The sequence below is a fragment of the Dokdonella sp. genome (assembly GCF_035703485.1).
Taxonomy (GTDB): Bacteria; Pseudomonadota; Gammaproteobacteria; order Xanthomonadales; family Rhodanobacteraceae; genus Dokdonella.
Map to the genome: position 1 here is coordinate 31,858 of NZ_DASSYD010000118.1, position 20,686 is coordinate 52,543.

Here is a 20,686-nt window from a genome sequence, read left to right on the forward strand (position 1 = left end):
GCTTACGCCCCAAGGAACCCCCGACACCCCATGTTCTTTCGCAACCTGACCCTGTTCCGCTTCCCCAAAAGCTCGTCGAAAAGCCTTTCCGAGCTCGATGGTCTGCTTGATGGCCATCGCCTTCGCCCCTGCGGCCCGATCGAACTGGCAACACGCGGGTTCGTTTCGCCATATGGGCGCGAATCCGATGAACTGACCCACCGTGCCGGCAAGTTCACCCTGCTGGCCATCGGCAGCGAGGACAAGTTGCTGCCGTCCTCGGTGATCAACGAAGCCCTCGCGGCAAAGGTCGCGGAAATCACCGACAAGGAAGCTCGCCGCATCGGTGCCCGCGAACGCAAGCGCCTCAAGGAAGAGGTGATGACCGATTTGCTGCCACGCGCTTTTGTCCGGCCTTCGCGCGTATTCGCCTATCTGGATGAGGCCGAGGGCTGGATGGTGATCGACACCGCCAGCCGCAAGCTGGCCGAAGAAGCGGTCACCCAGGTGCGTGAAGCGCTGGGCCGGTTTCCTGCGACACCGATGGCACCCTCGGATTCACCACGCAGCTTGATGACCGATTGGCTGGTCAGCGGCAAGCTTCCGCCGGGCCTTAGCTGGGGTGACGAATGCGAGTTGCGCGACCCGGCCGAGGCTGGCGCAATCGTCCGCTGTCGTCGCCAGGATCTCGAATCCGACGAAGTTCGCGAGCACCTGAAATCCGGCAAGCAGGTTTTCCAGCTTGGCCTCGAACTCGATGAGCGCATGGCCTTCGTCCTCGGTGAAGACCTGACCATCCGCAAATTCCGCTTCCTCGATGTGGTCCTTGACGAGATCGGCGATGACGCCTCGGAATCCGCACGTGCCGAACTGGATGCACGGTTTGCCCTGATGACCCTGGAAACGAAGCGCTTGCTCGAAAAGCTCGACGAATGGTTCGGTCTGCCACGACCGGACGAACGCGAATAGAAACCGTATGCTGCCGCTCGAGCCATGAATCCCGAAATCGAGAATCAATATCTGGAGCTGCCGACCGCCAACGGCGAGGTAATCCGGGTTTTGCGCAAGAGCCACCCGCAGGCTCGCCGCTTGCGCCTGACCATCACCTCGGGTGGCGCCCGGCTGACTTGTCCGAAGGGAACCCATTCGACCCAGGCCCTGGCTTTCCTGCACCAGCATGGCGAATGGCTGGAGCAGAAACTGGATGAGCTGCGCCTGGTTAACCAGCCGCCCGCTCTCGAGCCTGGTGCGACCACGGTCATCCAGCTGCGCGGCGAAAGCGTGCGTCTGTGCTGGCGCGAAGGCCCGTTTCCGCACATCGAACTGATCGGTGATCGTCTGCGCCTGACCCTACCGCGCCTGCATCGTCGTGCGCTTGAAACCGCACGTGGCTTGCTCCGAACGCATCTTGAGGCGCAACTGCGCAAGGATGTCTCACGCTGGTTGGCGCTCTATTGCCCGCGTATCGGCATTGCGCCGACGCTGGTTCGGGTGCGCCCGCTGAAGACACTCTGGGGCAGTCTGGATACACGCGATCGGGTCAATCTCGATCTCGCGCTCGCCCTCGCCCCGCCGGCGGCACTCAAGTACGTGCTCGTCCACGAGCTCTGCCATTTGCGCATCCGCAACCATTCACCGCGTTATTGGGCACTGGTTGAATCGATCCTGCCGCGCTGGAAGGATCAGCGTGAGTGGCTGCGCATCAATGGCCAGGCGATCAAGGCTGAGCTGACGCGCTTGATTTAGGGCAACGCTGATCACACTATTACGACGAATGCCGCTGCAGAAATTCGCGCAAGGCTGTCGCCACCGGTTGTGGCTCTTCCAGATGCAGATGATGCGTTCCGGTCATGCGCACGACCTCGATCTCACCCAGCAGGGCGATTCGATTTTCCACCATCGCCGGCGGCATATAAGGTGCATTCGGCTCGGCGAGAATCAGGCAGGTTGGCGCCACGATCGCCGCCAACACGTCGGCCAGTTGATCTTCTGTCAGCCGTGTCGAACTCGGAACCGTCAACTGTGGATCGGATGACCAACTGAGGCCGGCTGACGCCTGCCGTGTATCGAGACACGCTGCTCCATCGCCGCTTCTGATGTCCAGTCCCGTCAAGGTCGTTCCCGGAACCTGCCAGGTGCTGTCGATTCCGGATCCACCCGGGTTGCCGGCAACCGCCTTCACCCCACGTTCGACAATACTGCGCGCCGCCTGCCCGGACAAATTCCCCGAATGGCAACGCGCAGCTATCGCTTCGTCGAGATTCGCGAAAACCCGCAATCCATCGCTCGTGAACGAGTCTCTGGCAGCATGCGACTTGCGAAGTTGATCGAGGGTCTTGTCAGCGCTCTGGGTCAACGGACCCAGACCCTCGATCAAAAGCAGCCGGCGGACTTGCTGCGGACAAATCGCGGCATAGGTGCTGACCAGAGCCGCGCCCAGCGAATGGCCGAGCAGATCGACCGACGGCCAGCCGAATCTCTTGATCAGTTTGCCAATGTCATCGAGGTAGTCCGCGAACGGATACCAGGTTCCCGCTGGCCGATGATCGGATCGACCGTGCCCGGCCAGATCGACCGCGACCAGGTAGTGACCATCCAGCAACGGCGCGAGGCGATCGAAAGATCCCGCATTGTCGAGCCAGCCATGCACGGCCAGAATCGGTGGATCGGCAGGGTTTCCCCAGGCCTTGGCGGCAAGGGTCAAATGGCGTAGCGGTATGCGCAACTCCTTGAAGGCAGTGTCGTTCACGATTCGATCTCCGTAGCCGCGCGCTGCATTTCCGGCCAGCCCGCACAATGACGTCTGACCAGCGCCAGGATCGAGCCGACCTGGTCTTCATTGTCATTCAGACACGGAATGTAATTGAACGTGGTTCCGCCAGCTTCAAGAAAAGTTGCGCGCCCTTCCATGGCGATTTCCTCGAGTGTCTCCAGACAATCGACGGCGAAACCCGGGCACATCACATCGACACTGCGAGCACCTTGCGCGGGCAAGCTGGCCAGCGTCTTGTCGGTATACGGCTGCAACCACGGCTCACGGCCAAGGCGCGACTGATAGCTCAACAAAAGCTCGGATTCATTCATGCCAAGGCGCTGACGCAACAATTGTGTTGTCGTTTCGCACTGCTCGCGGTAAGGATCGCCATTGCGCACATAGCGTTCGGGAATACCGTGAAACGAGAGCAAAAGCCGATCAGCACGGCCGTTGGCCCGCCAATGGCGCTCGACACTTCGGGCCAGCGCGTCGATATGGGAGGCTTCGTGGCAATAGTCGTTGACCAAACGCAGTTCCGGCAGGCGCCGCCAGTGCCGCAGCGTGGCCGACACCGCATCGAACACCGATGCGGTGGTCGTCGCCGAATATTGCGGGAACAACGGCAGCACCAGCAGTCGCCGCATGCCCGAGCGGGCGAGGTCAGCCAGCGTGTCGGCAATGGATGGCGAACCATAGCGCATGGCATGGCGGACCAGGACCTGATCGCCAAACTCCGCCGCACAAACCGATTGCAAGCGACTGGCGAGTGCGGTTGTCTCCACCTGCAAAGGCGAGCCTTCCGGCGTCCACACCTTGGCATAGGCACGCGCGGATCTTGCCGGTCGCGTGCGCAGGATGATCCCGTTCAATACCAGCCACCAGAGCCAGCGCGGCTGCTCGACGATGCGCGGATCGGCAAGGAATTCAGCCAGATAGCGCCTGACTGATACCGCATCCGGTGCATCAGGCGTACCCAGATTGACCAGCAGAATGGCCAACTTGCGTGATTGGGAGGGTTCGGGAAACGCGAGAAAACGCGACATGCAGAGTGTGCCTCGAGAGCATGAAAAGAGATACGGGATATGCTCCAAGGCCTTGTCGGCGCAAAGAAAACTGCTAGACTGAACGAGGCCTCGGGGAAGCATTGAGGCTGACGATTATCAATAACATAACAAAAGAACGCCATTATGCGCATGCGTGCCTGCCTCATTGCAGCTGTGCTTTCCATCGCTCCGTTTTCGCAGGTTCTGGCGGATACGGTGGCCTATGGCGTGGCATACGATGAGCTCTACCGGATCGACCTTGGAACCCGAGTAGCGACCTCCGTTGGTCGAACCGGCACCTATGCTGGATTGCCACTATCGAATTTGACCGGCCTCAGCTACGGCCCCGGCAACGAGTTGTATGCCATCGCCGGCAATCAGAAGTCCCTCATTCGCATCGATAGCAACAACGCATCGACCACTTACATCGGTAATTTTGGCCTCACCGGCCAAGGTCAGGGACAACTCGATTCTCTCGATCTTTCGATGACCTACGGCTGCGACGGCTCATTCTGGATGACATCGGCAGTCAGCCGTGATCTTTGGCGAGTCAGCGCACAATCTGCAGCAATTACACGAATTGGCTCCACCTCCCGCCAAATCAGCGGTCTGGCCATGCGCAACGGCGTCCTTTACGGCACCGGTATCGGCGCAGACCAGGGGCTATACACGATCAACATGCAGAATGGTGCCGCGACACGGATAAGCACTCTCGCAGACACGGTTCCGTGGATCGACCCGGGCTTTGGCTCGGACGGGAAACTCTGGGCATCCCTGAGCTACAACCCGCCGTTCGATCGCGAGTGGAGCGATCTGGCACGATTTGATCTGGCCACTGGCGCAATGACCAATCTCGGCCCGATTACTGGCCCGGCGAGTCTGAGCCATATCAGCATGAAGGGCTTTGCGGTTGCACCGAACTCTTGCGTGCCTGAAGTTCCGGACGGTAGTCCGGTAGCACCGGCAGCGCTACCAATTCAGTCCAATTGGGCAATGATCCTGCTTGGTCTGCTGGTACTTGCCGCCAGCGGTTGGCATTTGCGGCGCCGCTTCAACCAGCCCTTGTAACTCCGCTTCATCGAACGCTCAGCTTGACCTGCTAGCGTGAGCCGATTTCCACTCCCGGAGTCGATCATGCCCGTCCTGCTGCGCCTGTTCAGCGTTGTTCTCGCCCTGGTTTGCCTCAGCGCTCAAGCCGCCGACCCGGAACTGAAACGCGCCGAAAACGCCGTACGCGTTCTCAACGAGATCATGCAGGCGCCGGACAAGGCGATCCCGCGTGACTTGCTGCAAAGTGCGCACGCCATCGTCGTCGTACCGGATGTCATCAAGGTCGGCTTTGTCATCGGCGGCCGTCGTGGTGAAGGCCTGATTGCAGTGAAGACACGGGATGGCACCTGGTCGAACGCGGCGTTCGTCAATCTGACCGGTGGCAGTGTCGGCTTTCAGGCTGGCGTGTCCTCGACCGATGTCGTTCTCATCTTCCGCACCGAACGCGGCGTCGACTCGATCGTGCATGGCAAATTCACTCTCGGTGCCGATGCTTCCGCCGCTGCCGGCCCGGTAGGACGATCGGCACATGCATCGACTGATGCCCAGCTCAAGGCCGAGATATTCTCCTACTCACGTGCGCGCGGATTGTTTGCCGGCGTTGCCCTCGATGGCACCGTGTTGTCAATCAACAATGCCAGCAACCAGTTGATCTACGGTGAAGGCGTGACGCCGCGGCGGATTTTCGACGGCGGCGTCGACAACGTACCGAACGTATTGGTGGATTTTCGCGATCGTCTTGAGGAGTACACTGCGAAGTAGCCCGGCGTTACCGACATTTGCGCCGATATCGAAATACAATGGAGAGTATTCGTCTCTTGCGAGCCGCAACTTCCTGCGCTTCGCATTCGACCAGCGAATCTCACCAAATAGTTTTTACGGAGTAATCAGATGGGCACTTTCAGCATTTGGCATTGGCTTATCGTTCTCGTCATCGTTGCGCTGGTGTTCGGCACCAAGAAGTTGCGCAACATCGGCGAAGACATGGGTTCGGCCATCAAGAGTTTCCGCAAGGGCATGCAGGAGGGTGATGAGCCATCCAAGCCTTCCGAATTGAAAGCCGATCCCGCCCCCGACGCGCAATCGACCACCGACAGCAAGAAAGAAAGCGCCGAGTCATAAGTTCGGATTAGGCCACACTCATGTTTGATCTAAGTTTCGGCGAACTGGCTCTGGTTGCCGTCGTCGCCTTGCTTGTCCTTGGACCCGAACGCTTGCCCGGAGCGGCGCGTACGGCCGGCGCCCTGCTACGCCGTCTGCGCAACAGTTGGCAAGGCGTGCGCAGTGAAATCGAACGCGAACTGGCGGCCGAGGACATCAAGCGCAATATCCATGACACCGCGCGGAACCTCGATATGCGCGAGGAGATCCGCTCCACCGCCGAGCAGATTCGCAATGCCGCAAGCGGCAAACCGGACAAGCAGGCATCCGATGAGCAATCCTGAGGAGAACGACGACCAGGGACAATCGTTCCTGTCGCATCTGATTGAATTGCGCTCGCGCCTGCTGCGCGCGGTGGCGGCAGTCCTGTTGATCCTGATTGCATTGATACCGCTGGCCAACAAACTCTACGCCTGGCTGGCCAAGCCTCTGATCGAGAATTTGCCGGTCGGCGGCGCGATGATCGCAACGGATGTCGCTTCACCATTTTTCGCCCCGCTCAAGCTGGCATTCTTTGTTGCCGTGTTTCTGGCCATGCCGTTCATCCTCTATCAGTTCTGGTCGTTCGTTTCACCAGGCCTGTACAAACATGAACGACGGCTCGCCGTGCCGTTGCTCGCCTCATCCGTCGCTCTTTTCTACATCGGCTGCGCGTTTGCCTATTACCTGGTGCTTCCGGCCATTTTCACTTTCATGACTTCCGTCGCTCCGGAAGGGGTGACGGTGATGCCCGATATCAGCCGGTTTCTGGATTTCGTACTTGTCCTTTTTCTTGCATTCGGCTTTTGTTTTGAAGTCCCCGTGGCGCTGGTTGTGCTGGTCGCAACCGGAATCGCAACGCCGGAGCAACTGACCAAAAGCCGGCCTTACACGATTGTCGGCGCTTTCGTCATTGCCGCCATCCTGACTCCACCGGATGTCATCTCGCAATTGCTGCTGGCGATTCCAATGTGCCTGCTCTATGAGGTCGGCATCTTCGCGGCAAGACTTCTGGCCCGACGTTTACCCGACAATAGCGACGCTCCCTCAGCCTGATTCCGAAAATTTTCCAGTTTCCCGCTGATCGATTTTCGTCAATGATTTCGCCGCAAAATGGCTCATTGTGAATGGGAATGCCGTTTTTGTTCACAAATCATTACCCAAACCAACCTTTGACATGTTTATTCCGTGACAGAATGGCACTACACTTGTGACCGTGACCAAAAAGGATATCGTCACAGAAACTTCTTTATCACTATCCCTAAGGGGGAAACATGGCTACCAAAAAGAAAGCAGCAGCGATTGATGATGATGCACGTGATGCCAGCCTGCGCGTATCCAAGCGCATGCGTGACAGCCTCAAGGCGACAGCGGCCGTGATGGGTCGTCCGCTCTATGACGTAACCAACGAAGCCATCAACAGCTACCTCTCGACGGTAAAGCTCGGTGACCCGCTGAAGGCGATCCGCAGCAACGCCGCTCGCGCTCGCAAGTAGTACGCAACACATTGATCGCGCCGCCTGAAGGATATCGGGCGGCGAATCTTGTCAGCGCCATCTGTCCGTCAGATGGCGTTTTTATTTGTGCCGTTGGGGTACCGCTATTCGATCGGCGGCAGCACGTTCATGACTTCCTTCAAGGTGGTTACGCCTCGCGCAACCTGGGCGGCTGCCGATACGCGCAACGGGCGCATGCCTTCTGCCAGCGCGGTTTCGCTGATCTTGGCCAGCTCCATATCTGGCTGGATCAAGCCGCGCAACGGAGCGGAGATGCGCATCATCTCGTAAATACCCGTACGCCCCTGAAACCCCGTCTTGCGGCATTCCAGACAGCCTTTGGGCCCGAAATTGTGTTCCGGCGGCGGTAATTTCCAGCGCGGCGTCATCGCCAGCCAACCCTGCTCGTCAAACGGAACTTCCACCTTGCAGTGCGGGCACAAGGTGCGCACAAGGCGTTGCGCGACAACCCCGGTCAGGGTCGACTGGATCAGATAGTGGGCGACACCAAGATCGAGCAAGCGGGTCAATGCACTGGGAGCGTCATTGGTATGCAGGGTCGAGAGCACCAGATGGCCGGTCAGCGAGGCCTGCACGGCCATCTGCGCGGTTTCCAGATCACGGATTTCACCGACCATGATGATGTCCGGATCCTGGCGCATCAGCGTGCGCACGCCCGCGGCAAAATCCAGATCGATCGCGTTATGCACTTGCATCTGGTTGAACTCGGGGCTGACCATCTCGATGGGATCTTCGACGGTACAGACGTTGATTTCCGGCTTCGCCAGCACTTTTAGCGTCGAATACAGCGTCGTCGTCTTGCCCGATCCGGTCGGGCCGGTGACCAGTACGATGCCGTGCGGTCGCTCGACCATGCCGCGCCAGATCGATTCTTCCTCGTCGGTGAAACCGAGTTGGCGAAATTCCTTGACCACGATATCCGGATCGAAGATGCGCATGACGACCTTCTCGCCAAACGCGGTCGGCATGCTCGACAGTCGCAGCTCGACTTCACGCCCACCGGGTGATCGGGTCTTGATGCGGCCATCCTGCGGGCGTCGCTTCTCGGCCACATCCATGCGTCCGAGAATCTTGATACGCGAAGTGACTGCCGTCATCACCGGGGTCGGCAGCTCAAAAACCTTGTGCATCACGCCATCGATGCGGAAGCGGATCAGACTGGTATCGCGCCGCGGCTCAAGATGGATGTCCGATGCCCGTTGTTCGAAAGCGTATTGCAGCAGCCAATCGACGATATGCACGACATGCCGATCATCGACACCGAGCTCGCCGGCTTTGCCAAGCTCGACCAATTGTTCGAAGTTGAGCAAGGCCGAAGTGTCGCCAGCGACCGCCTTGGCGTCCCTGGCTTTCTGGATCGAACGCTGCACGCCCCACCATTCGGTCAGGAAGCGGCTGATATCAATCGGGCTGGCAACCATGCGCTGGATGTCACGGCGCAGGATATGACCGAGATCTGCCATCCAGCGCGTATCAAACGGTTCCGAAGTGGCAAACACGATCTGCATCTCGCTGACTGCAACCGGCAGGATCCGATAGCGCAAGGCGTAGGCGTGACTGACCACCTGGGTCACCGTCGGCACATCGATCTTCATCGGATCAATCTTCAGATACGGCAATTGCGCCCGACCGGCCAGCCAATGGGTCAGCACTTCCAGGCTCAAGGGCTTGTCCGGATTGCGAATATCGGCAAGCTTCAGATTGGCCACAAGAATCAGCGGATGCAGCTCCAGCTTGCCGTGGGTCGTACGCACATCGGCTCGCACGCGGCGCGCATCGGCCTCTGATATGAGGCCGTCAGCATGCAGGGCCGCGAGCGTTTCATCGAGTTCGATTCGATGATGCAGGCCGAGCTTCGGTGCCGTCGCTGCTGCCGTCGCCGGGGCACGGTCGGTGATGCCGGGTCGCACCTGTCGAGTTGCCATGCCGCGTCTATCCTCGTAGATCATGAGCGCCCGTTATACTAGCGCGCTTTGCCAATGCAACCGTGATCGAGAACATGACAGGACTCAGCTTCCAGGATGTCATCCAGACCCTGAACCGCTTTTGGGCGGAGCAGGGCTGCGTATTGATTCAACCGCTTGATACCGAAGTCGGCGCGGGCACTTTCCATCCCGCGACGTTTTTGCGCTCGCTCGGTCCGGAACCGTGGTCGGCCGCCTACGTGCAACCGTCTCGGCGTCCGACCGATGGCCGCTATGGAGAAAACCCGAATCGATTGCAGCACTACTATCAATATCAAGTCGTGCTCAAGCCGAACCCGAATGACATCCTCGACCTCTACATCGATTCGCTGAAGGCACTTGGCATTGATCCTCTGGTTCACGATCTGCGCTTCGTCGAAGACAACTGGGAATCGCCCACCCTCGGCGCCTGGGGTCTCGGCTGGGAAGTCTGGCTGAACGGCATGGAAGTCACCCAGTTCACCTATTTCCAGCAAGCCGGCGGCCTTGAATGTCGTCCGGTCACCGGCGAGATCACCTACGGTCTTGAGCGTCTGGCCATGTATCTGCAAAACGTCGACAACGTCTACGATCTGGTCTGGACCGATGGCCCACGCGGCGTAGTCAGCTATGGCGACGTGTTCCACCAGAACGAAGTCGAACAAAGCACCTACAACTTCGAGCACGCCAATGTTGCCAAGTTGTTTGACTGGTTTGACAGCTGCGAAGCCGAAGCGAAAAAGCTGGTCGAGGCTGGCCTGCCGCTGCCTGCTTATGAGCAGGTAACCAAGGCCAGCCACACCTTCAATCTGCTTGATGCGCGTCGCGCGATCAGTGTCACCGAGCGCCAGCGCTATATCTTGCGCGTGCGCACGCTGTCTCGCGCCGTCGCTGAAGCCTATTTCGCGCAACGCGAGAAACTCGGTTTTCCGGGGCTTCGCAACAGCAAGGAAGCCGCATGAGCACCAAGCCCGCCAGCCTTTTGATCGAGATCGGCACCGAAGAGCTGCCGCCAAAGGCCCTCGATGTTCTCGCCGCAGCATTCGCCAGGGGCATCCTTGATGGCCTCGAAAAGAACGCCATCCCGTTCGATGCCGACAATGCGAAGACCTTCTGTTCGCCGCGGCGTCTGGCCGTGCTGGTCGGCCAGGTCGGTCACGTGCAACCCGATCAAGCCATTGAACGGCGCGGCCCTGCCCTTGCTGCTGGTGTTGACGCGGAGGGTCAACCGACACGCGCCCTGAGTGGATTCGCGGCGAGCTGTGGCGTCGAGACTTCCGCACTGGAAAAGCTCGAAACCGACAAGGGAGCGTGGTTTGTCTATCGCGCAACCCAGCCCGGACAGCCCATTGCGACCCTGCTGCCGACAATTCTTGCCGACGCCATCAAGGCCTTGCCGATTCCGAAACCGATGCGCTGGGGCGATCACGAGTACGCGTTTGTACGGCCGACCCATTGGCTGGTCGTATTGCACGGCAGCGAGATCATTCCCGCCGAACTGTTCGGACTCCGATCGGATCGGCAATCGCGCGGGCATCGTTTCCACCATGCCGGACCGGTGCAGGTCGCCGATGCCGATTCCTGGCTCGATGCATTGCGTGGCGCAAAGGTGCTTGCGGACCCGGAAGAACGCCGCTTGCGCATTGTCGATGAAGTTGCCCGCGCCGTCCGTGATTGCGGTGGTACGGCACAACTGTCGGCGGATTTGCTCGACGAGATTGCCAACCTGACCGAATGGCCGGTGGCCATCACTTGCGAGTTTGATCAGGAATTCCTCACCGTGCCGCAGGAAGCCCTGGTCATGACCATGGAGTCAAACCAGAAATTCGTGTCTGTCCTTGACTCCGCAGGAAAGCTCAGCGAGCACTTCATCGGCGTCGCCAATATCGAGTCGAAGAATCCGGCCGAGATTCGCAAGGGTTACGAACGCGTCATCCGACCGCGCTTTGCCGATGCCAAGTTCTTCTACGACGAAGACCGCAAACAGGGCCTCGAATCATTCCAGCAATCACTGAAATCGGTGACCTACCAGCAATCGCTGGGCAGCGTCTGGGACAAGTGCATCCGCGTCGCCGAACTGGCCCGCGTGATTGCCAATCGCGTCGGCGTCGATGCCGCCCTGGCGACACGAGCGGCCGCATTGAGCAAATGTGATTTGATGTCGCGCATGGTCGGCGAATTTCCCGAGCTGCAAGGCATCATGGGCCGCTACTACGCGAGCCAGGGCGAGAAGCCCGAGCCGGCGGAAGTCGCTGCTGCACTCGACGAGTTCTACCGCCCGCGCAATGCCGCCGATGGCATCGCCAGCGGCAAGCTGGGCCAGGTGCTCTCGGTTGCCGAACGCCTCGATACACTGACCGGCATCTTTGCGGTCGGCATGAAACCCAGCGGCAACAAGGATCCATTCGCGCTGCGGCGCGCGGCGCTTGGCCTTGCCAGGACCATGATCGAAGCCGAGCTGGATCTCGATCTCAAGGCGCATCTTGCCGAGGCATTGGCCAGCTTGCCGGAAGCAGCCTTCATCGCCGGACTCGGCAAAGGCAAGGATGGAAGGCCGCGAGAATTCGATGCCGGCAAGCACCGCCACGCGCTTGCCGATGACATCTACGCGTTCATCACCGAGCGTCTGCACAACTATTACGCGGATCAGGGTATCGGCAGCGAGGCCTTCGAAGCGGTACGTGTGTTGGCGCCATCCTCGCTTCTTGATTTCGATCGCCGCCTGCGCGCGGTGGTCGAGTTCGCGAAGCTCCCGGAAGCGCAGGCACTGGCGGCGGCGAACAAGCGCATCGGCAATATCCTGCGCCAGGCCGGCGAAAACATGAGCGGCGAAATCGATAGAACGCTGCTTGAGTCGGATGCCGAACGTGATCTTGTCGCAGCCGTTGCCCAAGCCGAAACTGACAGTGAGCCGCTGATTGCAGAGGCGGACTATGTCGGCCTGCTGCAACGCATGGCGACTCTGCGTGATCCCGTCGATCAATACTTCGACAGCGTCATGGTCATGGCTGATGACAGCGCGGTAAGGCGCAACCGATTGATCCTGCTTGGCCGCTTGCGATCGATGTTCCTGCATGTTGCCGACATCTCACTGCTACCGTCTGCGGGCACGGCTTCGTGATCCCATTCGCAGGCAAAATCGGGTCGTGTTCGCGTAAACTCGCTGTTGACAGACGGCTGTTTGAAACGGGGGCCCTCGTGACTGAAGTACGCCGCGCCACATGACTCAACGCAGCAACGACGCCAGCACCACCCAACGCAAGACCATGCATCCGCATCGCCGGGTGGGTGGCGGCGAAGTTCCGGCGTGTCTCGTCGTTCTGCAGGGCCAGCGCCTCGGCCAGCGCATCAATCTCGGCGATGAGCCGCTGATCATCGGTCGCGCTCCGGAAGCGGATTTCCAGATCATCGAGCGCAGCGTTTCACGCGCGCACTGCCGGATCACTCGTGAGCCTGCTGGCTACCGAATCAAGGATCTTGATTCCACCAACAAGACCTTTCTCAACGACCAGCCGATCATTGAGGCCGAACTCAAGGATGGCGATCACCTCGGAATCGGCAGTTATGTACTCAAGTTCATGGATCGCTCTTCCGTCGAGGCACGCTATCACGAGGAACTCTATCAACTGGCCACGGCCGACCCGTTGACTGATCTCTACAACCGCCGTCAGTTTCTTGAGCTGATTGATCGTGAGATCGTGCGCGCCGCCAACTACAAGCGACCGCTCAGTCTGCTCATCATCGACCTTGACCACTTCAAGTTGATCAACGATGAATTTGGCCATCCAAATGGCGATCTGGTCCTGAAGAGAGTAGCGCTTTGCTTGCGTGGACACTCGCGCGAGGAATCCATCGTCGCGCGCATAGGCGGTGAAGAATTTGCCGTCGTGCTGCCCGAGCACGATCTCGCCCAGGCGGAGGAATTCGCCGAGAGCCTGCGTCGCGCGCTGTCTGAGCTTGAGTTCACCCTCAACGATACGGCGAAAAAAATCACGGTCAGCATCGGTGCCGCCAACTGGAAGCCCGGCATGACCTCCACCGGTGACTTGATGCAGGCCGCAGACGAGCAGCTTTATCGCGCCAAGCAAGGAGGGCGCAATCTCGTTCGCTCCACGCTGTCAGCAGCTGACTAGAGAATTTCCGGAACTCCCCAGGTCAAGGCAACGCCGATCAAGTGACAATCACGCCGCTCGATCTGCGCTGCCGCGAGTCGATTCAGTCAGCAGATATGAAGCCGAACGTGAGTGAAGCGATTGATTCCATTGCCCCGGCGCTTTATTGTGCTCGCCCCACGCGCTTCCACCGAGGAGCTCGTTAAGGCAAACCCCGTCGCGGTCGATGGTTCGTTCATGTATTGAGCGCTATGCTCCACCGACCAACTACGATGCTTCTCGTTTATTGCTCTTGAGGATCCTTTCATGAAGATATATGTCGCCGCCGCCCTAACCGCGCTGGCTGTACTGGGGGGCTGCAATTCCTCCAATCAAACCGCCAATGCACCCAATGCCAATGGAAATGGCAATGGCAACGGGAATGGCGCGGAATCCAGTGAGCAGCAGGTCGAAGCCACGATTCCCGATCACATCAATGGCACGATCAAGCTGCGAGTACCTGCCGCGATAAATCCCGGAGCGAAACTGAGCGTCCAGCTGGTGGATGTTGCCCAGCCGGAGATATCCCTCGCCGAAACTTCCGAGGTGGTCAGCGGCCAGCCGCCCTATCATTTCACCCTTTCAGTGGATCCATCCGACATCGATCCAACTCGGGTCTACGTGGTCAATGTGCTGCTTCTCGATGGTGAGCGCCACTATGTTCCAGCCTTGCAGTCACCGGTCCTGACCGGCGGTGCCGGTTCGGAAGTTGAGGTTGTGCTCAACTCTGAAGCAACGCCCGGCGAGGAACTCAAGGCTGCGTTCAACAAACTCAAATCTCATATCGGCGGCATGAAGCGGATTCAGAATTCCTTCCTCGACGGTGACCTTTCGGTGGCGTGGGATGGATTTGTCGAAGCCGGCAACAAGTTGCGCTTCATGCGCGTCAATTCCGAACTCGGCGAGGGTGACAGCGCAGTGCGCACCAATATCGAATACGCGTTCCTCGACGGCAAGCCGATGGCGATTCTCAAGAAGGGTCGAATCACGACACGGGTTGGCTGGGACGAGAATGGCACGCTCATCCTCAATGAGGTGAGTGGTGGCGAATCGGTCAGCGAAGAACAAGCCCAGTCCTACTACGACGATGCGCTCAAGGCGTATGCGATGGGTGAAAAGAAGTTGCCGAAGCGGAAATAATTTTCCGGAATCGGACGCTCACTGAAAGGCCGGCAATCGCCGGCCTTTCTCGTTGTGGCTTCAGGTCAGCGTTGCGCCTTGCTGAAAGCGTCGGCGAAGGCACTATTGACCGCCGGCGGATTCGACCGCGCAGTTTGCGCTTCGCGTGGGCGTCGATTGGGCTTGCCACTCTTCACCGCGGCTTGTCGTGACTCACCCGGTTCGTCATCCATGCGCATGCTGAGACCAATACGTTTGCGCGCGATATCAACTTCGATGATCTTGACCTTGACGATGTCGCCCGCCTTGACCACTTCGCGTGGATCCCTGACGAACTTGTTTGCCAGCGCAGAGACATGCACCAGGCCATCCTGGTGCACGCCGAGGTCAACAAAGGCGCCAAAGGCGGCGACATTGCTGACCACGCCTTCGAGGATCATGCCGGGCTTCAGGTCACGGATGTCTTCGACCCCTTCGGCAAAAGTCGCGGTCTTGAATTCGGGGCGAGGATCACGCCCGGGCTTTTCCAGCTCCTTGAGAATGTCGCGGACGGTGGGCAGTCCGAAACTCGCATCGGTGAATTGCTGTGCATCGATCGAACGCAGGAACGCACTGTCGCCTATCATGGATTTCACTTCGCGCCCGCACTGATCAATGATTCGTTGCACGACCGGATAAGCCTCCGGATGCACTGAAGAAGCATCGAGCGGATCATCACCGTCCGCGATACGCAGAAATCCGGCGCATTGTTCGAAAGCCTTGTCACCCAGACGAGGCACCTTGAGCAAGGCCTTGCGCGTGCGGAACGCGCCATGCTCATCGCGATGGCGGACGATATTCTCGGCCACGGCCGCACTCAATCCGGCAACCCGGGCAAGCAATGGCGCCGAAGCCGTATTCACATCGACGCCGACCGCATTGACGCAATCCTCGACGCGCGCAACGAGTGCGTGCGCCAGCTTCACCTGGTTGACGTCGTGCTGGTACTGGCCGACACCTATCGACTTCGGGTCGATCTTGACCAGTTCGGCCAGCGGATCCTGCAAGCGCCGCGCAATCGACACTGCGCCGCGCAGTGAAACATCAAGATTCGGAAACTCCTTTGCCGCAACTTCCGATGCCGAATACACCGAGGCCCCCGCTTCGCTGACAACAATCCTGGAGAGTTTCAGATCAGCGTGCTTGCGCATCAGTTCGGCGGCCAGACGGTCCGTTTCACGTGACGCCGTGCCGTTGCCGATGGCAATCAGATTGACGCCGTGTTTGCGACTCAAGCTGGCCAGCTCGGCAATTGACTGGTCCCACTGCTTCCTTGGTTCGTGCGGATAGATAACCGCCGTGTCGAGGAGCTTTCCGGTGCCATCAACAATCGCCAGCTTGACCCCGGTGCGGATGCCAGGATCGAGGCCCATCACCGTTTTCGGGCCGGCCGGCGCGGCCATCATGAGATCCTTGAGATTATCGCCGAAGACACGGATCGCCTCGGCCTCTGCGGCTTCACGTGCGCGGCCGAAAATATCGAGTCCAAGATGCAGGTGCAGCTTGACGCGCCAGGTCTGGCGACTGGTGTCGAGCAACCAGCGATCGCCCGGCCTGCCCTGGTCGACGATGTTGAAATGGCGAGCGACGCGGCCTTCGGCCTCGGCGTGACCGGCCGCTGCGGCCTCATCAAGCGCGACAGCAGGATCTTCGCTGGCCGACGAATTCGTGATTGGCGTGGTCGGTCGTGGTGCCAGTTCGAGATCGAGGATGCCCTCGTTGCGCGCCCGGAACAGGGCCAGCAGACGGTGCGAGGGAATCGTGCCGATCGCTTCGACGTGCTGAAAATAGTCGCGGAACTTGGCACCTTCACTTTCCTTGCCGGCCACCAGTCTGGCGCGGATCACGGCCTTGGCGCTCAGCCAGTCGCGCAAGCTGCCGACCAGAGCGGGATCCTCGGAGAACGATTCGAGCAGGATCGCCCTGGCCCCATCGAGCGCGGCCTTGGTGTCAGCGACGCCTCTGTCGCTGTCGACGAAGGCGATAGCCCGCTCCTCGGGGACCTGCGAAGGGTCTCCGCGCAAAACAAGCGCCAGCGGCTCCAGCCCGGCTTCGCGAGCAATCTGTGCCTTGGTCCGGCGCTTCGGCTTGTACGGCAGATAGAGATCTTCGATCCGTGCCTTGTTGTCGGCGGCAAGCAGCTCAGCGCGCAGGCTGTCGCTGAGCTTGCCCTGTTCGTCGATGCTCGCGATCACCGTCGCGCGACGATCCTCCAGTTCACGCAGATAACCGAGCCGCTCCTCAAGCAGGCGCAGCTGGGTATCATCCAATCCGCCGGTCACTTCCTTGCGGTAGCGTGCGATGAACGGAACGGTCGCGCCACCATCAATCAACTCGACGGCGGCACGGACCTGTTCAATGCGGGCGGCGATTTCTTCGGCAATTCTCGTTTCAATGCTCGACATTCTTTTCGGGCGTTCCTGATAGCTGGACAAAAATGCGCAGAGCCGCCGACGCGGCCCCCTGGTGTGATGGGCATGCAGGGATTCAGGCGACGCGCTTGTGCCGCTTGAGATGCACAAGCAATAGCGAAATCGCCGCCGGAGTGACGCCGCTGATGCGCTGCGCCTGACCGATTGTGGTCGGCATCGCGGACTTGAGCTTGTTCAGGACTTCGGCAGAGAGCCCACGCACGCCATCGTAATCAAAGCCGTCCGGGATCTCGCTGTCCTCGTGGCGGCGGCTGCGTTCGATTTCCTCGCGCTGGCGATCGAGATAGCCGGCGTATTTGGTCGCAATTTCGACCTGCTCGGCAACCTTTGCATCGGTGACCGCCGGGCCGATCCCGCTCAGCGAGGTCAGTTTGGCGTAGTCGAGCTCGGGCCGGCGCAGCAGATCAAGCACGCTCGCATCGCGAGTCAGTGGCACGCCGAGCTCACCGCTGATCGCGCTGCCCAGTGCATTGGCCGGCGTGACCCACAAGGCACGAAGACGCGCCTGTTCGGTGTCGATGGCTTCACGTTTGCGTTGCACACGCTCATGGCGCGCATCAGAGACGCAACCCAACCGATGACCGATCTCGCTCAGACGCAGATCGGCATTGTCTTCACGCAAGTGCAGACGATACTCGGCACGCGAGGTGAACATGCGGTAGGGCTCGATCGTGCCATTTGTGGTCAGATCGTCGATCAACACGCCGATATAGGCTTCATCCCGGCGTGGCGTCCACGCAGGCAAATCGCGCACGGCACGCGCTGCATTCAGTCCGGCGATCAGTCCCTGCGCAGCGGCTTCTTCGTAGCCGGTCGTGCCGTTGATCTGGCCAGCGAAGTAAAGGCCTCCAATGGCCTTGGTTTCGAGTGACGGTTTGAGCCCGCGCGGATCGAAGTAATCGTACTCGATGGCATAGCCGGGCCGCGTAATATGCGCGTTCTCGAAGCCGCGAATCGACCGCACCAGCTCCAGTTGCACGTCGAAAGGCAGCGAGGTCGAAATGCCGTTTGGATAGATTTCGTAGGTATCGAGTCCTTCCGGCTCGATGAAGATCTGATGCGACGACTTGTCGGAAAAGCGCACGACCTTGTCCTCGATCGACGGACAGTAGCGCGGCCCGATGCCCTCGATCTGGCCACTATAGAGTGGCGATCGATCCAGTCCACCGCGGATGATCTCGTGGGTGCGCTCGCTGGTATGCGTGATCCAGCAACTGACCTGACGCGGATGCTCATCGGGCGATCCCATGAACGAGAATGTCGGTGGCGGGTTGTCGCCTGGTTGTTCTTCGAGGCCGGAGAAATCGATGCTGCGCCCATCGATGCGCGGAGGCGTTCCGGTCTTGAGGCGATCGACCGCAATCGGCAGTTCCCGCATGCGCTCGGCCAGACGTTGCGCGGGTGCATCCCCGGCGCGACCGCCGGCGTGATTGCTCATGCCGATATGAATTTTTCCGGCAAGGAAGGTACCCGCGGTCAGGATCACGGTTGGCGCGTGGAAGCGCAGGCCCATCTGGGTCAGCACACCCGTCACACGGTCCCCTTCGATGAGCAGATCATCGACAGCCTGCTGGAACAGCTGCAAGCCTGATTGGGATTCGACCATCGAGCGAATGGCGGCCTTGTACAGGACCCGATCAGCCTGGCAGCGCGTTGCTCGCACGGCCGGGCCTTTCGAGGCATTCAAGGTACGCCACTGGATGCCTGCGCGATCCGCTGCATGCGCCATCGCACCACCGAGTGCGTCGATCTCGCGCACGAGATGCCCCTTGCCGATGCCACCAATGGCCGGATTGCAACTCATCTGCCCGATCGTTTCGATGCTGTGGCTGAGCAGCAGGGTGCGTGCACCGCTGCGTGCGGCAGCCAGGGCCGCCTCGCTGCCAGCGTGGCCACCACCGACGACGATGACATCGAATTGCTGGAATGGAATGGATGACATGGATTTGCCGCTTCGCTTCAGTCGCGCAAGTTTAGCAGTCTGTCGGATTTGGCACGGATACTGCTGTAGTCATATCGCACTCCCACTGGCACTAGGCGTATGCGAGCACGCCGAAGGTCGGAATTCAGGGGCTGGCCATGTGCCGGTGGGAGCAGCACCTGCTCAGGCAGGCACTGTTTCGATGATTGCAGGGCCCAGTCTCCCAAGAAGGCTGGCACCCGGCGGTCATAGGAACAGGGGGGATCCAAGAGGACCATATGCCGGGTGCCAGGTTGACTGGTCACGGCCCGATCAAACAATGCCACGCCTGCAAAGGGGTGGCATTTGTTTTTCGGGCGGGAGCGAAACCATATCCGTTACAGCGAATGACAGACTGTGACGCGAATCGCGGAAAAACGGCAAGCCCCGTTGTTGCAGATCATTGTCGGTCATTTTACGACAAGAAACGTCAACCCTGTCGCAAAAAAATCGATATTCAGCCAGTTTTCAGGATTTTGGTGACTTGGCACGCCCCTTGCTACTACTCAATTACCCACCCCAAGCCCAAGGAGTTCACCACCATGCTTACTTCTGCCACCATGAGTCTGAACCCGCTCTTCCTGCGCCACGACCTGATGATTGAACTCGGTCGCCTTGAAATGGCCATGCAGGACATGCGCGGTACAACCGCAACCGAACAACCCACTTCACAATTGCAGCAGCTGGAAAGTCGTCGCGCGCGCATCAACGAAGCGCTGAGCCGCCTGCCAGCCTGAAGCAACACACCAGGCAACATGCCTGGGGGGGTCCAGAAGACCGCGCTCTGCGCGGTCTTTTTTTTTGCGCCTGGCAGCCTGTCGGACTTTTTCACACGATTCCGGCGCTGGCGCCGGAGGCCGGAAAGTCGCAGCGCAAGGACTGAGGAGCGTGGTTTGGACATTCCAAATGAGCGACGACTGACGTAGCGATGGGGCTTTCCGGCCCCCGCAACGCCATTCGTCGCATTAGTATAAAAGGCCCTAGTCCCTACGCGAAGACGGACGAGGTGAAGGTGCCGAGCGCACTGGAGCAGGAGCAGGTGCAGAGCGGCTCATCGGTGCTGGAGCCGATCGAATAGAAGAACTGCGAACCGGAGTCGAGGTTCGGGATGTCGGCGCTGGACGCGGCGAGGATCGAAGGTTGCCGGTTGCACTTCTGCGCGCCGAAGGTGCGGCGAAACCGGATCGTACGCCAGGCTGGGTGCGCCGCCATTTCGCCGATACGGGAGCTTGCACGGTATCGCGCCGGATCAGTCCGGCTCGTACCGCACGATCATGCTCAACGCGTGCGCCGCGCGAGTTCGCCGAATTCTGATTTGGATACGATGGCTGCCACCAGATTGGCTGATAGCCATAGTAGTAAGGCCCAGGGTAGCCCCAACCATAGCCAAAGCCGAATGCACCGCCATAGCCGGATCCATAGCCATAGCCATAACCCGAACCGAAACCGTAGTTCGATCCTGCCCAGCCATAGCCATACGGAGATGAATTGATCACCACATCGGCTGCAGTGGCGCCGTAGTAGTAGTCGCCATTGCCCTCATAGCTGTAGTAGTTGC

18 protein-coding genes and 1 pseudogene are annotated in these 20,686 nt (G+C 59.7%); 13 read left to right on the forward strand and 6 right to left on the reverse strand.

Annotation, left to right across the window (positions count from 1 at the left end):
* Nucleotides 1-30: 30 nt before the first annotated feature.
* Together VFN25_RS08965 and VFN25_RS08970 are read left to right on the forward strand one after the other, a co-directional pair.
* Nucleotides 31-948: a recombination-associated protein RdgC gene (locus VFN25_RS08965; protein WP_325141004.1), complete on the forward strand. Its 918-nt coding sequence runs from the start codon at nucleotides 31-33 to the stop codon at nucleotides 946-948.
* A 24-nt stretch (nucleotides 949-972) separates the two neighbouring features.
* Complete coding sequence (locus VFN25_RS08970) at nucleotides 973-1,725, forward strand: M48 family metallopeptidase (protein WP_325141006.1); 753 nt, start codon at nucleotides 973-975, stop codon at nucleotides 1,723-1,725.
* A 19-nt stretch (nucleotides 1,726-1,744) separates the two neighbouring features.
* On the opposite strand, the gene VFN25_RS08975 is transcribed toward VFN25_RS08970, so the two are convergent.
* Both VFN25_RS08975 and hemH read right to left on the reverse strand, forming a co-directional pair.
* Nucleotides 1,745-2,728: an alpha/beta hydrolase gene (locus VFN25_RS08975; protein ID WP_325141009.1), complete on the reverse strand. Its 984-nt coding sequence runs from the start codon at nucleotides 2,726-2,728 to the stop codon at nucleotides 1,745-1,747.
* A complete protein-coding gene (gene hemH / locus VFN25_RS08980; protein WP_325141012.1) occupies nucleotides 2,725-3,777 on the reverse strand; it encodes a ferrochelatase in 1,053 nt (350 codons plus the stop codon). The genes VFN25_RS08975 and hemH overlap by 4 nt, the downstream gene beginning before the upstream one ends.
* A 150-nt stretch (nucleotides 3,778-3,927) precedes the next feature.
* Between hemH and VFN25_RS08985 the strand changes: the two genes are divergently transcribed.
* From VFN25_RS08985 to VFN25_RS09010, 6 genes and pseudogenes are all read left to right on the forward strand, one after another.
* Complete coding sequence (locus tag VFN25_RS08985) at nucleotides 3,928-4,845, forward strand: DUF6923 family protein (protein ID WP_325141014.1); 918 nt, start codon at nucleotides 3,928-3,930, stop codon at nucleotides 4,843-4,845.
* 66 nt (nucleotides 4,846-4,911) lie between these two features.
* A pseudogene (locus VFN25_RS08990) lies at nucleotides 4,912-5,586 on the forward strand (lipid-binding SYLF domain-containing protein); the annotation flags it as partial.
* A gap of 132 nt (nucleotides 5,587-5,718) precedes the next feature.
* Nucleotides 5,719-5,949, forward strand: coding sequence for a Sec-independent protein translocase subunit TatA (gene tatA / locus VFN25_RS08995; RefSeq protein ID WP_325141017.1), 231 nt, complete (start codon nucleotides 5,719-5,721; stop codon nucleotides 5,947-5,949).
* A gap of 20 nt (nucleotides 5,950-5,969) precedes the next feature.
* A complete protein-coding gene (tatB, locus tag VFN25_RS09000; RefSeq protein ID WP_325141019.1) occupies nucleotides 5,970-6,272 on the forward strand; it encodes a Sec-independent protein translocase protein TatB in 303 nt (100 codons plus the stop codon).
* Complete coding sequence (gene tatC / locus VFN25_RS09005) at nucleotides 6,259-7,023, forward strand: twin-arginine translocase subunit TatC (RefSeq protein ID WP_325141021.1); 765 nt, start codon at nucleotides 6,259-6,261, stop codon at nucleotides 7,021-7,023. Before tatB ends, tatC begins: the two co-directional genes overlap by 14 nt.
* A gap of 218 nt (nucleotides 7,024-7,241) precedes the next feature.
* Nucleotides 7,242-7,463 (forward strand): hypothetical protein, encoded by a 222-nt coding sequence (locus VFN25_RS09010; protein WP_325141023.1) that lies wholly within the window; start codon nucleotides 7,242-7,244, stop codon nucleotides 7,461-7,463.
* A gap of 104 nt (nucleotides 7,464-7,567) precedes the next feature.
* Here the strand turns inward: VFN25_RS09010 and VFN25_RS09015 are convergent, their stop codons facing one another.
* Nucleotides 7,568-9,409, reverse strand: a complete 1,842-nt coding sequence (locus VFN25_RS09015; RefSeq protein WP_325141025.1) for a GspE/PulE family protein — start codon at nucleotides 9,407-9,409, stop codon at nucleotides 7,568-7,570.
* A 74-nt stretch (nucleotides 9,410-9,483) separates the two neighbouring features.
* On the opposite strand from VFN25_RS09015, the gene glyQ reads away from it, so the two are divergent.
* The 4 genes from glyQ (at nucleotide 9,484) to VFN25_RS09035 (ending at nucleotide 14,718) form a co-directional block, all read left to right on the forward strand.
* Nucleotides 9,484-10,389, forward strand: a complete 906-nt coding sequence (gene glyQ / locus VFN25_RS09020; protein WP_325141027.1) for a glycine--tRNA ligase subunit alpha — start codon at nucleotides 9,484-9,486, stop codon at nucleotides 10,387-10,389.
* Nucleotides 10,386-12,548 (forward strand): glycine--tRNA ligase subunit beta, encoded by a 2,163-nt coding sequence (gene glyS, locus VFN25_RS09025; RefSeq protein ID WP_325141028.1) that lies wholly within the window; start codon nucleotides 10,386-10,388, stop codon nucleotides 12,546-12,548. The genes glyQ and glyS overlap by 4 nt, the downstream gene beginning before the upstream one ends.
* A 100-nt stretch (nucleotides 12,549-12,648) precedes the next feature.
* Entirely contained in the window at nucleotides 12,649-13,560 is a 912-nt protein-coding gene (locus tag VFN25_RS09030) for a GGDEF domain-containing protein (protein ID WP_325141030.1), read from the forward strand.
* A 285-nt stretch (nucleotides 13,561-13,845) separates the two neighbouring features.
* A complete protein-coding gene (locus VFN25_RS09035; RefSeq protein WP_325141032.1) occupies nucleotides 13,846-14,718 on the forward strand; it encodes a YbaY family lipoprotein in 873 nt (290 codons plus the stop codon).
* A gap of 65 nt (nucleotides 14,719-14,783) precedes the next feature.
* Here the strand turns inward: VFN25_RS09035 and VFN25_RS09040 are convergent, their stop codons facing one another.
* Complete coding sequence (locus VFN25_RS09040; protein WP_325141034.1) at nucleotides 14,784-17,141, reverse strand: Tex family protein; 2,358 nt, start codon at nucleotides 17,139-17,141, stop codon at nucleotides 14,784-14,786.
* A gap of 82 nt (nucleotides 17,142-17,223) precedes the next feature.
* A complete protein-coding gene (mnmG, locus tag VFN25_RS09045; RefSeq protein WP_325141036.1) occupies nucleotides 17,224-19,110 on the reverse strand; it encodes a tRNA uridine-5-carboxymethylaminomethyl(34) synthesis enzyme MnmG in 1,887 nt (628 codons plus the stop codon).
* Nucleotides 19,111-19,670: 560 nt separating this feature from the next.
* Between mnmG and VFN25_RS09050 the strand changes: the two genes are divergently transcribed.
* Entirely contained in the window at nucleotides 19,671-19,865 is a 195-nt protein-coding gene (locus VFN25_RS09050) for a hypothetical protein (RefSeq protein ID WP_325141038.1), read from the forward strand.
* Nucleotides 19,866-20,108: 243 nt separating this feature from the next.
* Here VFN25_RS09050 and VFN25_RS09055 read toward each other — a convergent pair.
* Nucleotides 20,109-20,686 (reverse strand): hypothetical protein (locus tag VFN25_RS09055; RefSeq protein WP_414648916.1); only part of this gene is annotated, 578 nt, incomplete at its 5' end.

Coding starts and splice junctions, on each gene's coding strand:
- VFN25_RS08965 (WP_325141004.1), top strand. CDS start 31: ATGTTCTTTCGCAACCTGACCCTGTTCCGCTTCCCCAAAAGCTCGTCG.
- VFN25_RS08970 (WP_325141006.1), top strand. CDS start 973: ATGAATCCCGAAATCGAGAATCAATATCTGGAGCTGCCGACCGCCAAC.
- hemH (WP_325141012.1), bottom strand. CDS start 3,777: ATGTCGCGTTTTCTCGCGTTTCCCGAACCCTCCCAATCACGCAAGTTG.
- VFN25_RS08985 (WP_325141014.1), top strand. CDS start 3,928: ATGCGTGCCTGCCTCATTGCAGCTGTGCTTTCCATCGCTCCGTTTTCG.
- tatA (WP_325141017.1), top strand. CDS start 5,719: ATGGGCACTTTCAGCATTTGGCATTGGCTTATCGTTCTCGTCATCGTT.
- tatB (WP_325141019.1), top strand. CDS start 5,970: ATGTTTGATCTAAGTTTCGGCGAACTGGCTCTGGTTGCCGTCGTCGCC.
- tatC (WP_325141021.1), top strand. CDS start 6,259: ATGAGCAATCCTGAGGAGAACGACGACCAGGGACAATCGTTCCTGTCG.
- VFN25_RS09010 (WP_325141023.1), top strand. CDS start 7,242: ATGGCTACCAAAAAGAAAGCAGCAGCGATTGATGATGATGCACGTGAT.
- VFN25_RS09015 (WP_325141025.1), bottom strand. CDS start 9,409: ATGGCAACTCGACAGGTGCGACCCGGCATCACCGACCGTGCCCCGGCG.
- glyQ (WP_325141027.1), top strand. CDS start 9,484: ATGACAGGACTCAGCTTCCAGGATGTCATCCAGACCCTGAACCGCTTT.
- glyS (WP_325141028.1), top strand. CDS start 10,386: ATGAGCACCAAGCCCGCCAGCCTTTTGATCGAGATCGGCACCGAAGAG.
- VFN25_RS09030 (WP_325141030.1), top strand. CDS start 12,649: ATGACTCAACGCAGCAACGACGCCAGCACCACCCAACGCAAGACCATG.
- VFN25_RS09035 (WP_325141032.1), top strand. CDS start 13,846: ATGAAGATATATGTCGCCGCCGCCCTAACCGCGCTGGCTGTACTGGGG.
- VFN25_RS09040 (WP_325141034.1), bottom strand. CDS start 17,141: ATGTCGAGCATTGAAACGAGAATTGCCGAAGAAATCGCCGCCCGCATT.
- mnmG (WP_325141036.1), bottom strand. CDS start 19,110: ATGTCATCCATTCCATTCCAGCAATTCGATGTCATCGTCGTCGGTGGT.
- VFN25_RS09050 (WP_325141038.1), top strand. CDS start 19,671: ATGCTTACTTCTGCCACCATGAGTCTGAACCCGCTCTTCCTGCGCCAC.